Here is a 12,027-nt window from a genome sequence, read left to right on the forward strand (position 1 = left end):
GCCCATCGTGCCGGTCCATCACTTGCTTCCTTCGGCGGAGATGGTATCAAACGCGACGGCTGGTATGTAAGCGTTGCAGTCAATGGAGGTCCGGGGGGATGAAGCGTTCATTTTTGTCGATGGCGGTGGTTTGTGCCGCTGCGATTGGCGCCATCGGCAGCGCCCGCGCTGATACGAATGATGCCTGCAATGTGGCGGGTACCTTGAAGGAGGCCGTCGGCTCGGTTGCGATGGATCGCGGCGCCGGTTTCACGCCGGCGGTCATCGGTGCGTCGCTCAAGACCGGCGACAAGGTCGCCGTCCAGGGGCCCGGCAGCGCGGTGATCGATTTCGGCGATGGAAAGACCATCACCGTGCCCGGTTCCACGACCGAGGTGCTGCGGGTGCCGGGTTGCGGCTTCGCTTCGGGCTACGACCCCACGGTGGTGATTCTCGGCACGGCCGTTGTCGGTGGCGGCATCGCAGCGGCGATTGCGCTTTCCGACAGCGGCAGCAGCGCCCAATTCTTTCCGATCAGCCCCTGATCAGGATTGGCGGCGCTGTTCCTCAGGCCACATGCGAATACGGGACCGGCGTATCCTGCGTCGGTCCTTTTGCTTTTCGCGAACATCGTTCTCGGCGGGGCGACGCGGACCGGCTATTTCGCCGATGTGCTCCTGCAGTTCTTTTCCATACCCTTCCTGCTTCTGGCCGTCTGGTTCTGGCTTGATCGCCTGCGGGCGTCGCCGGCAGGCTCCCGGCTGACGCCCGGCCTGGCGCTCGGCGCGGCCATGGCGGCCTGCGGCCTCGCCATCGCGCTGGCCCAGCTCGTGCCTCTGTTCGGTTCGCCGGGATGGTCGGGTATTTGGGCGCGCATCGTGGCGAGCGGCGGTTCGGTGCTGGACGGCGTGGCGTCCACGGGGAGTTCCTCCGTTGATCCCGCGGCGAGCCTTGCCGCCTTGCCCGCCGTGTTGCCGGCTCTGGCGCTCTTCCTGCTGGTGAGCCTCCTCAGTGCCGAGCAGCGCCTGCGCTTCGTCGGTTGGGCGGTCGTGTTCGGCTTTGGCGCGCTGGCCGTGGGTGTCCTACAGGTTCTGCAGGGGCCGGGCAGCGCCCTGCGCTTCTTCGAGATCAGCAATCGTTCGGAGGCCGTCGGCTTCTTCGCCAACCGGAACCATTTCGCCGCGCAGCTCTATGTCACGCTGCTGCTCGGGGTCGCCTGGTTCGTGGCGCGCGACGAACAGATGCTGGCCCCTCATACCCAGACGCCGCGCAAGGTGCTGTGGCTGTCGGGCGCCTTCTGCGTGGCGCTGCTGCTTCTTGCCGGCATCGCGCTGGCCCGCTCGCGCGCCGGCATCCTTCTCGCGCTTGTCGAGCTGGCGGCGGTCGTGGCGATGTCGCCAACCTTCATCTCGGTTCTGAGTGGCCGGGAGCCGCGGCCGCGGCGTGTCCGGAGCACGATCTTCGTGGTTCTGGCGGCGCTGATCCTGCTGGTCGGCCAGCTTGGCGCCGAGCGATTCTTGAGCCGCTTCGACGCCGGGCTTGTCGACAGCGCGCGTGCCACGCTGAATGCGACGACGCTGCAGGCCACCCTCGACGCCTTGCCCTTCGGGACCGGGCTCGGCACCTTCACCGCCGTCTTCCCGGTCTATGAGGGCGCCGATACGCTGGGCCCGCAATATGTCAACCGAGCGCATGACGACTGGCTGGAGTTCCTGCTGGAGACCGGTCTGGCCGGGGCGCTGCTGATGGCGCTTTTCCTCGCCTGGTTCGGCGAGCGGATCTATCGGGTCTGGATCGTCCGGGCGCCGCGCGGCGGACTTCGTCCGCGCATCGTCCAGCAATGCGCCTCGCTCGCCGTCTTCCTGCTGATGCTGCACTCCTTCGCCGACTATCCGCTGCGCACCGCCGCGATGTTGGCTTACTTCGCCGCCTGCTGCGCGCTGATGACGCCGGCGTCATCAGCGATTAAAGTATCATCCGAGGGGAGCGCATTGATTCCGCGTAGGGGTATCTCCCCGGGCTTGGGGCATGGACGCCGATCCGTCCAGTCGCCTGAAGTTGGATCGCCGACCTCATGAAGCGCGTCTTCGATATTCTCGTTGCCGGAACGCTGCTCATCGTCCTGCTGCCGCTTTTTGTCGTCCTCGTGCTTGCCATACGCTGGCGCCTGGGCTCGCCTGCTTTGTTCCGCCAGCAACGGCCCGGCTTGGTCGGCCGGCCATTCGAGATCATCAAGTTCCGCACCATGACGGATGCGCGCGACAGTGAGGGCAGCCTGCTCCCGGATGCCGAGCGCCTGACCCGCCTCGGCCGCTTCCTGCGCTCGTCCAGCCTTGATGAACTCCCCGAACTCTGGAACGTCCTGAAGGGCGAGATGAGCCTCGTCGGGCCGCGGCCGTTGCTGATGGAGTATCTCCCGCTTTATTCGCCGGAGCAGGCTCGCCGCCACGAGGTGCGTCCGGGCATCACCGGCTGGGCTCAGGTGAACGGGCGGAATTCGATTTCGTGGGACGAGAAATTTGCCATGGATGTCTGGTACATAGACAATCGTAGCATCGCTCTTGATATCAAGATACTGTGGCTGACGGCGGCGAAAGTGTTCATGCGCGAAGGCATCAGCGCAGCGGGCCAGGCGACGATGGCAAAATTCGGCGGCGGCGGGGAGCAACGTTGATGAAGCTCTTTGCGGTTTATGGGGCGAGCGGTTTTGGCCGCGAGGTTATGCCCTTGCTTCGGGCCCACGTTCCGGTTGGCGCCGAGGCGGTCTTTATCGACGATAATGTCGACGCCGATAGCGTGAACGGCCACCGGGTCATGAACTGGGAGGCATTCGCGGCCGCTCCGGCGTCCGAGAAAAAAGTCGCCATCGCGATTGCCAATTCGCAGGTGCGTGAGGCCATCGTTGATAAATGCTTGGCTACTGGTGTCGGTTTCGTTGACGTGAAGGCTGACAACGTACGTATTCTCGATGCTGTGACCTTGGGCGAAGGTCATATTTTATGTGGGTTTGTAACGTTAACGTCAAACGTGACCATCGGTAGAAACTTTCACGCGAACATTTATTCTTATGTTGCGCATGATTGCGTTGTGGGTGACTTCGTGACGCTTGCGCCTTGCGTTCAATGCAACGGAAATGTGGTGATCGAGGACCATGCCTATATCGGCACGGGGGCTGTCATTCGGCAGGGAAATCCGGGTGCGCCGATCGTCATTGGCAGGGAAGCGGTCATCGGCATGGGTGCAGTGGTTACCAAGAGCGTGCCGCCCGGGGTGACGGTTGTCGGAAATCCGGCGCGCCCGCTCGTTAAGTCCTGATCATGCTTGGTGGTCCCTTCTCTCCCTGGCCGAGCTTCACCTCTGAGGAGATGGTGGCCGTCCAGCGCGTCCTTGCCTCCAATAAGGTCAACTACTGGACCGGCGAGGAGGGGCGGGCGTTCGAGCGCGAATTCGCCGCCTGGGCTGGCACGCGCCGCGCCATCGCCCTCGCCAATGGCACGGTGGCGCTCGATCTGGCCCTACATGGCCTTGGCATCGGGCCGGGCGACGAGGTCGTTGTCACCCCCCGCACCTTTATCGCCTCGGTGTCCTGCGTGGTGAATGCGGGGGCGACGCCGGTCTTCGCCGATGTCGACCGGGAGAGCGGTAACCTGACCGCCGACACCATCGCCGCCGTCCTCACCCCCTGCACCCGCGCCGTGGTGCTGGTCCATCTGGCGGGATGGCCCTGCGACATGGACCCGATCATGGAATTGGCGGCGCGCCATGGCTTCAAGGTGATCGAGGACTGCGCGCAGGCCCATGGCGCCCGTTATCGCGGGCGCAGCGTCGGCTCGATCGGCCATGTCGGCGCCTGGTCCTTCTGCCAGGACAAGATCATGACTACCGGCGGCGAGGGGGGGATGGTCACCACCGACGACGCCGATCTCTGGGCGCGCATGTGGGCCTACAAGGACCACGGCAAGAGCTGGGACGCGGTATATAACCGCCAGCACCCGCCGGGCTTCCGCTGGCTGCACGAGAGCTTCGGTACCAATTGGCGCATGCTCGAAATGCAGGCCGCGATCGGGCGGGTGCAGCTGCGGCATGTCGATGACTGGGTGGCCACGCGGCGCGCCAATGCCGACAGGATACTGGACGCGCTCGCGCCTTTCGCCGGCTGCGGCCTGCGCGTGCCGGCCCCGCCGGACCGCAGCGCTCTCGCCCCATCCACGGATAGTCACGCCCGCTACAAACTTTACGTTTATGTGCAGCCGAATAAACTGCGACATGGCTGGTCGCGTGACCGTATCATATCCGAAATAAATACGTTCGATGTGCCCTGTTATCAGGGCAGTTGCTCGGAGGTTTATCTGGAGAAGGCCTTCGAGGCGACAGGCTGGCAGCCGCGGGAACGGCTTCCGCTGGCGCGAGAGCTGGGTGAGACGAGCGTGATGTTTTTGGTTCATCCCACGCTGACGGCGGATGAGGTAAAACGCACCGGGGCAGCCGCCGCGCAGGTGTTGGCCCGGGCTTTCAGGAACCATTGAGGCCGACTCCACGTAGGGAGGGAGCTACCAAAGGTCCGCACATTTGTGGGCGTAACAGACAGCGCCGAAGGGCGGACACAGATATGACGGGCGGCGTTCTCAACTATCTGATCGGCCTCAGCCGGGCCAAGAAGCGGGCTGTGCTCTATCTCGCGGACGCGGCGTTCCTTACTGGCAGCTTCGGGCTGGCGATGGCGCTGCGTCTCGACAGCTTTTCGCTCGCCTTATCGCGGGAAAGCTGGCTTGCCTTCGCCATCTCCCTTCCCTGCACCCTTCTGCTGTTCCGGGCGATGGGGCTTTACCGGGCCGTCGTGCGCCATGTCGCCGGTCGCACGGTTCGGGTGCTGGTCTTGAGCCTCGCCATTTCCGCCGCCTTTCTGCTGGTCGTGGCGCAGGGGCTCGACCTGTTCCTCCCCCGTTCCGTGCCCGCCATATACTGGCTGCTTTCCATGGGCTTTCTCGGCGGCGCGCGATTCGGATTGCGCGCCGTTTATCGCCAACGTCAGGCACGCCTGAAGGCGCGGGTCATTATCTTCGGCGCCGGGTCCGCCGGGCGGCAGCTTCTAGCAACGCTGGAACATGGCGGGGATTACGCTCCTGTCGCTTTTGTCGACGACGCAGCGGAGCTCCAGGGCCGTGACATCGGCGGGCTCCGAGTCTATGCACCCGCCCGCCTGCAGAAGCTGATCGACGAGCATGGTGTGGAGAGCTTATTGCTGGCCATTCCGAGCGCCACCCGGCAACAACGCCGCGATATATTGGAGCGGCTGGAGCCGCTTGGCCTGCGCGTCCAGACCATTCCCGGCTTGTCCGACATCGTCTCCGGGCGTGCCGAACTGAGCGAGATCCGCGAGGTCGCGATCGAGGACGTGCTCGGCCGCGATCTGGTGCCGCCACGGCAGGAACTGCTCGATGCCAATATCCGCGGCAAGGTGATCATGGTTACCGGGGCGGGCGGCTCCATCGGCAGCGAGCTGTGCCGACAGATCCTGCGCCTGCGCCCGGCGAGCCTCATTCTGCTCGACCTGTCGGAATTTGGCCTTTACAGCGTCGACGAGGAACTGCGCGGCCTCGCCGAAGCCGAGGGGCTGGAGTCGACAATCGTGCCACTGCTCGGCTCCGTGCTCGATCGGCCGCGCGTCGAATGCGCGCTGCGCCGCTTTGGCGTCGATACGATTTTCCACGCGGCCGCCTACAAGCATGTGCCACTGGTCGAGCGCAACGCCGTGGAGGGGGTGCGCAACAATGTGTTCGGCACCCTCGCTCTTGCCGAAGCGGCACACGCCTGCGGGGTCAAGGCCTTCGTGCTGGTCTCGACCGACAAGGCGGTGCGCCCGACCAATGTGATGGGCGCTTCCAAACGCATTGCCGAACTCGTCTGCCAGGCGCTGAGTGGCACGCCCGGCGAGACGGTGTTCTCCATCGTCCGGTTCGGCAATGTCGTCGGCTCCTCCGGCTCGGTCATCCCACTGTTCCGTAAGCAGATCGAGGCCAATGGCCCGGTGACGGTCACGCATCCGGACATCACCCGCTATTTCATGGCGATCCCCGAGGCGGCCCAACTGGTGATCCAGGCGGGTGCCATGAGCCGGGGCGGCGATGTGTTCATCCTCGACATGGGCGAGCCGGTGCGGATTGTCGATCTCGCCATGCGCATGGTGCGGCTGAGTGGCCTCAACCCGGTTGTCGTCCAGGAGGGGCGCGCCCTCGCCGTCCGGGCTACGGGTGACATCGAGATCCGGTTCACCGAACTGAGGCCGGGAGAGAAGCTGTTTGAGGAGCTGCTGGTCGGGGACGGCGCGAGGCCGACCGCGCATCCCCGTATCATGACGGCCACCGAGGTCTCGATGGACTGGCCGGCGCTCGACACGCTACTGCGCCGGCTCACGGCCGCCTGCGACGCACATGACCTGCCGGCCATCCGCGCCCTTCTGCGGGAGGCACCGACCGGCTACGAGCCGGCGGAAGCCGTCAGCGATCTGCGCTGGCTGGCGATGCAGTCCCCCCCGCCCATGCGCGGGCCGGCGGGACTCACCGGCGCGGCCTGAGGCGGCGTGCGTCTCAGGCCGCGCGCAGCCAAGGCAGTGCTTCGTCCCACGTTACCAGCGGCAGGCGGGTGTAGTTCTCGTAGAAATAGGGAAACTGGGGGCCGTTCAAGGGGGCACTGAGGTCCGCCAGTTCGGTGCCTGGCGTGATTACACGGATGACACCGACGCCATGATCGATTTTCACGATCTTGAAATCGAGGCCTTCGGTCTTGAGCAGTTCAAACGCCACCTTCCAGCCCTGACCTACCCAGTCTGTGGTTTCGGGGTAAGGCTCATGCTGTTCCATCACGCTGCATGGAAGCATGTCATGCATGGCGATCCAGCCACCCGGATTGATCGCCTTGAGGGCGTTGGCGACATCGCGGTGGACCTGCTCGTAATTGTGCAGGCCGTCAATGAAGATCAGGTCGAACTTCTGGGTGTTGGTGGCGAAGAACTCATCTGAGGTGGCGCGTACCGTTCCACCCTGGACGGGGTCGACGCCGACCTTCACCGGCAGCGGAAGCGAATCAAACAGGTCGTTCTTAAAGCAGCCGATTTCCAGGTACACGGCCGTCGGATGGCGGGCGACCAAGGTATTGAGAAGGGCAATCCGGTTGTAGTGGATGGCTTTCCAGTCCCAGTTGATCTTCCAATCCTGATCCTGGCGGGCATATTCGCGCTCAGCATTTCGATATGCAGCCTCTAGACGTAGTTTCCGATAGACACGGTTGACGAGGCGAACGGTTCGAGAAGGAAGGTCCATGCTGTCGCGGCCAAACATGTCAGTCATACGTCCCATTACGAAAGAAACTTTCCAACGGCCCGAGGCAAAAGACCTGAGTGCTAATCAGCATGGGGCGCGCATAATTGAAAACTAATCGAATTGGCAAAAATAGGCAAGGAAGGTCGAGCAAGGGCGAGGCTTTTCTCGAACTCAAAGGCCAACTGGGCGGGCGGTTGCCTCATGACACCCATCGTGTCAGAAGGGCTCGTTAGCAGCTCCCAGAGAGCAGTGACGATGCGGCAGTCCCGGCCGTGATGCCAGTACACGCACTTCCGTCGTGAGAAGTGAGCATATCAGGTGCCGCGCCCCGGTCCGGCACACGGAGACGGGATATCGGCAGTGGGGGACGAGGCGTTTGCCATGATGAAGAAGCGGTGATGCAGGCGTGAAACGATCAACACCCGACAGCACGCTGTTTCAAGCGGGTCGCTTGCTTTTCAGCGAATTGAGTCCGGCACGGCGTCGGTCGGTAGTGCCGCTCTTGGGTCTCATGCTGGTCGGCGCCTTCGCGGAATTGTTCAATCTCGGGGCGGTCGTCGTTTTCCTCTCGATCATCGCGGAGCCTGAATCGATCGGGCGGTTTCCCCTTCTGACCCCGCTGTTCTCGTTCCTGGGCGCTGACACGCCGAGGAGCTGGATGTATGTCGCGACGGGCCTTTTCTCCCTCTGTGCCCTCTTCGCAGCCGCGATCCGGTTGGCGCTTCTGAAGAAGACGATGAACTTCGTTTTCGGCGTCGCCTATGAATTGGGCTCGCGGCTTTTCTTCCAGACCCTGCATCAGGACTACATCTATCATACGCGTCAGAACTCCAGCGAGATCCTGGGTGCGGTGAATAAGGCTCATCAGGTCACGGGCGAGATTCTGCTGCCGGTCATGCAGGCGGGGGTAGCGGTGGTGCTCGCCCTGTTCATCGTCGGTGGGCTGGTGTGGATCGACCCGGCCGTCGCCCTCGCGTCGGGGGCGGCGCTGACGAGCATCTATCTCGGCACCTCCATGATCAGCCGCGTGCAACTGCGCCGCAACAGTCTGATTGCGGCCCGCTCGCAGGGGGTACGGGTCAAGGTCATGCAGGAGGGGATCGGCGGCATTCGCGACATTCTCCTCGACCGTTCGCAATCGGTGTTCACCGAGGCTTATGACCGGGCGGAAGCGGATATCCGCGACACGCGCGCGTCGACGACGCTCGCGGCGACTGCTCCGCGCTATGTCATCGAGGGGCTGGGGGTGGTCGTCGTCGCCATTGTGGCCTGCGTCGCTTCGCTCGGCGCGGGGGGGCTGACGCAGGTTCTGCCGATCCTTGGTGCGCTGGCGCTTGGCGCGCAGCGGCTGCTTCCCTTGCTGCAGCAGATCTATTCGGGCTGGGTTACGACGACCGGCAACCGGCAGGCGCTATTCGACCTCGCCGAATTGCTGCGGCGGCGCGTGCCGCCGCCGCCGGGGGACGTGACCGTCGACTTTCGCAATGACCTCACCATCGACAGCATTGGCTATTGTTACATCGAGGGCGGGCGCTCAGCGCTGGTCGATGTGAGTCTGCGCATTCCGCGGGGGGCGCGCGTCGGCATCGTGGGCAAGACCGGCAGCGGCAAGTCGACGCTGATGGACATCATCATCGGCCTTCTGGAGCCAACCGTGGGCGAAATCCGCGTCGACGGCGTACCCCTGACCGCCGCCAACCGCCATGCCTGGCAGCGCCACATCGCCCACGTCCCGCAGTCGATCTTCCTTTCCGATGCTAGCATCGCCGAGAACATCGCCTTCGGGCTGCGGCCCGCTGACATCGATTTCGAGCGCGTCCACCGGGCCGCCGAGCAGGCGGAACTGGCCGAGGTGATCGAAGGGCTGCCCGACGGCTATGACACCCGGGTAGGCGAGCGTGGCATCCAGCTTTCCGGCGGTCAGCGCCAGCGCATCGGCATTGCCCGTGCGCTCTACAAGCAGGCCTCGGTGCTGGTGTTGGACGAAGCGACCAGCGCGCTCGACAATGACACCGAGGCGGCGGTGATGCGGGCCATCGAGCGACTCGACCGGGAACTCACCATCTGCATCATCGCGCACCGCCTGTCGACGCTCGAGGGTTGCGACATGGTCGTGAGGCTAGAAGGTGGCCACGCCATGGTTCGGGAGAAGGCGACGCCATGAGCGGGCGGCCTGGAGGCCAAGCAAAGGAGCAGATCGGGCAAGCCCCCGGCGGTGACGAGGCGGGTGATACCGTCCAGCGTCCGCCAATCCTGTTGCTGACCCCGGTCGATCTCGACACGAACGGCATCGGGGCTCTATTTCTCCGCGAACTGCTGAGTTCGTCGCCACTAGATATTGTGGTTCAGCGCGAGCCCCAATATCTGATGGAGAAGGGTGTGATGGGCGGTCGACGCTTCGGAAGCCTTGTCCGTGCGACGTCCAACCGCGTTCCTTTTTTTCATGCATTGCGGTTGCGCTTGTTCAGGATCTCCTCACTGGATCGGCGTGCGGCGGCTGTGGCGGCGGCCGCAGACGCCCTGGGCGCCAAAACGATCTGGCTCACGGCCTCAAGCTTGGAAGTAATCCTGGTCGCCGAACGTCTCGCGGCCATGGGGCGCGATCTTCGGGTCATGGTGTGGGATGACCCCTCCTATTTCGCGTATAATCTGGGACTCGATCGGTCATTTCAGCACGAAATGATAGAACGCTTTGGCGCTCTGCTTAAAAAGGCGCGACGAATCTCCGTCATCGGCCAGAATATGCAAGAAATGTACGCGGAACAGTATGGCGTCCGCTCGGATATTATTCGACATAGCATAGATATAAATAATATTTTTTCTAAAAGAAATATTATTAATGTAAATGAAATAAATATAGTTTTTGCTGGCTCTCTATATTCAAAACAAGAGTGGAACTGTTTCATTTCCGCGCTTGAGTCAATTAACTTCAATTTAGACAATAAGGTGATCAAAGTGAATTTCATGGGAGATTTTCCCGTTGCTGGCGCTCGAAAGTCAGCTGGCGTTAATTTTCTCGGCCGGAAATCATTCCGGGAGGCGATGAGAATAATGTCCGAAATGGATGTCGGGTATCTGCCCTACTGGTTCGACTCGAGCCATGCAACGGTGGCAAGAACGTCGTTTCCAAGCAAGTTGTCGGCCTATGCGACAGCGGGATTGGCTGTCTTTCATCATGCGCCGGCCTATACGGAGGTCACGACATTGATGCAGAGGTTGCCTTTTGGGGTGGCATGCTCATCTCTGAAAGAGAATGATATCATTGAGTGCATTGGGAAACTGATAGATATTTTGTTCACTGAAGAGTGTATTCAGGCTCGACAAGAATTAATTGATAAAGAAATCGGTAAAGACGTGATGAACGATAGGTTTTCCGTTTTTCTATCCTGATATTTTGAGAAATAGATTCATCTTTGAGCTTTAGGACGAGGTTATTAAAGGGGGGGGGAGTGAGGTGCGGCGCGGATGTTTAGATCGAGGATATTTTTGGGGAAGTCTCGGGTCTCTTCAAAATTACGACCAGAGTATCTGGTCGCTTGACTGTTAGGCATAAAGGTGCGGGGAGAGTGGAGGGGTTCGCAGCATGAAAATCGCTATGGTCGCTATTCACGACGCCAACATGTATCCTGGATTCCATGATTTAGCATTGAGGCTGTCCGCTTCTGGCGCAGATGTTTTCTATGTATCAAGGCCAGAAATAGAGAGTAAGTCTCGTTCCTCTCTAGGTCTGACTGTTAGAAATTTTAATTTACCGATTGGGCTTGGCAGGCGTATTCCATGGTTTAGATCTGGCAATGATAAAATATTTTCGATTCTCAAGGATGTAAATCCAGATCTTGTAATAGCTGAACACGAATTTATTGTTCCGAGTTTATTATATAAATTGTTGATTAATAGAAGATCGATTTTTGCTAGCTTTTTCTTTGATCATGTCCGTCATAGACGGTACGTAAAAATAATTAAAATCGTGAGTGAATATATCGACGTGCAGCTTGAATGCTGTGACATTCTCTGCCGTTTCCGTCAAGAAGACTGGCCAAAGATGTCGGCGAAGCCATTTATATTGAGGCATGCGCCACCCCTCCGTGAGGCCGCTCGGCTCCTGCCACACCAGGGTCCCGCCCGGGTCGTGTTCACCAGTTCCAAATATGTTCTCGGATTGAACCGCGAGCGGCTGTCACGCTTTCTCCGGCGGCTTTGTTCGCACGGTATTTCGGTCGACTGGTACTTTCCCCATCAGGACGAGAACCGCGACATTGCCCGGACGCTGCTGTCGCATCTGCTGTACACGGTGCGTCCGCGTGTCGAAAAGGCGCAGCTACTCGACACGCTGAGTGGTTACGATGTCGGTCTGCACTGGGCGCCCATGGTCGAGCAGGACTATGACTACAGCTACTTCCAATCGGCCGCATCCAACAAGATCGGCGAATACGTCGCGGCCGGGCTGGCGGTTGCCTATGCCGGAAATCCCGGCCTTGCCTTCCTGCCGCGTGAAATCTCGCTCGTCTTTGACCCGACCGACCCCGAAATCGGTGCCGACCAACTGGCGGCGGCGCTGGCGGATCGCGCCGCCCTGGAGCGGATGCGGGCGGCTTCGCTTCGCTATCATCAGGAGGAACTGAACATCGGTGCGCAGGCGGCGCCCTTCGTGCGCTACGTCCGGGAAACGCTGATGAACCGGTCGCGATGACAGCGCCGGTGGCTCGGCAGTCCTCAAGGCTGGCGTTTC

The 12,027-nt window shown here is 61.5% G+C and carries 10 protein-coding genes; 9 read left to right on the forward strand and 1 reads right to left on the reverse strand.

What is annotated here, in order from left to right; all coding sequences use genetic code 11:
* The first annotated feature begins 98 nt into the window (after window positions 1–98).
* From AC1PZ7_RS06150 to AC1PZ7_RS06175, 6 genes are all read left to right on the forward strand, one after another.
* The gene (locus tag AC1PZ7_RS06150; protein ID WP_482358614.1) at window positions 99–524 is read left to right on the forward strand and encodes a hypothetical protein; all 426 of its coding nucleotides are present in this window, start codon (window positions 99–101) and stop codon (window positions 522–524) included.
* 6 nt (window positions 525–530) lie between these two features.
* Window positions 531–2,057 (forward strand): O-antigen ligase family protein, encoded by a 1,527-nt coding sequence (locus AC1PZ7_RS06155; RefSeq protein WP_482358615.1) that lies wholly within the window; start codon window positions 531–533, stop codon window positions 2,055–2,057.
* Window positions 2,054–2,653, forward strand: coding sequence for a sugar transferase (locus tag AC1PZ7_RS06160; RefSeq protein ID WP_482358616.1), 600 nt, complete (start codon window positions 2,054–2,056; stop codon window positions 2,651–2,653). Before AC1PZ7_RS06155 ends, AC1PZ7_RS06160 begins: the two co-directional genes overlap by 4 nt.
* Window positions 2,653–3,294, forward strand: a complete 642-nt coding sequence (locus AC1PZ7_RS06165) for an acetyltransferase (RefSeq protein WP_482358617.1) — start codon at window positions 2,653–2,655, stop codon at window positions 3,292–3,294. The genes AC1PZ7_RS06160 and AC1PZ7_RS06165 overlap by 1 nt, the downstream gene beginning before the upstream one ends.
* Window positions 3,295–3,296: 2 nt before the next feature.
* Window positions 3,297–4,505 carry a DegT/DnrJ/EryC1/StrS family aminotransferase gene (locus AC1PZ7_RS06170; RefSeq protein WP_482358618.1) on the forward strand — a complete coding sequence of 403 codons (1,209 nt, stop codon included), beginning with the start codon at window positions 3,297–3,299 and terminating at the stop codon, window positions 4,503–4,505.
* A gap of 140 nt (window positions 4,506–4,645) precedes the next feature.
* Entirely contained in the window at window positions 4,646–6,553 is a 1,908-nt protein-coding gene (locus AC1PZ7_RS06175) for a polysaccharide biosynthesis protein (protein WP_482358619.1), read from the forward strand.
* A 13-nt stretch (window positions 6,554–6,566) separates the two neighbouring features.
* Here AC1PZ7_RS06175 and AC1PZ7_RS06180 read toward each other — a convergent pair whose 3' ends face one another.
* On the reverse strand, window positions 6,567–7,316 hold the full coding sequence (locus tag AC1PZ7_RS06180; RefSeq protein ID WP_482358620.1) for a class I SAM-dependent methyltransferase: 750 nt from the start codon (window positions 7,314–7,316) through the stop codon (window positions 6,567–6,569).
* A 493-nt stretch (window positions 7,317–7,809) separates the two neighbouring features.
* Between AC1PZ7_RS06180 and AC1PZ7_RS06185 the strand changes: the two genes are divergently transcribed.
* From AC1PZ7_RS06185 to AC1PZ7_RS06195, 3 genes are all read left to right on the forward strand, one after another.
* The gene (locus AC1PZ7_RS06185; protein ID WP_482359578.1) at window positions 7,810–9,462 is read left to right on the forward strand and encodes an ABC transporter ATP-binding protein; all 1,653 of its coding nucleotides are present in this window, start codon (window positions 7,810–7,812) and stop codon (window positions 9,460–9,462) included.
* Complete coding sequence (locus AC1PZ7_RS06190; RefSeq protein ID WP_482358621.1) at window positions 9,459–10,688, forward strand: glycosyltransferase family protein; 1,230 nt, start codon at window positions 9,459–9,461, stop codon at window positions 10,686–10,688. Before AC1PZ7_RS06185 ends, AC1PZ7_RS06190 begins: the two co-directional genes overlap by 4 nt.
* A gap of 193 nt (window positions 10,689–10,881) precedes the next feature.
* Window positions 10,882–11,988: a hypothetical protein gene (locus AC1PZ7_RS06195; protein WP_482358622.1), complete on the forward strand. Its 1,107-nt coding sequence runs from the start codon at window positions 10,882–10,884 to the stop codon at window positions 11,986–11,988.
* Window positions 11,989–12,027 lie beyond the last annotated feature (39 nt).

The sequence above is a fragment of the Ancylobacter sp. TW_SC_1 genome, from assembly GCF_056836805.1.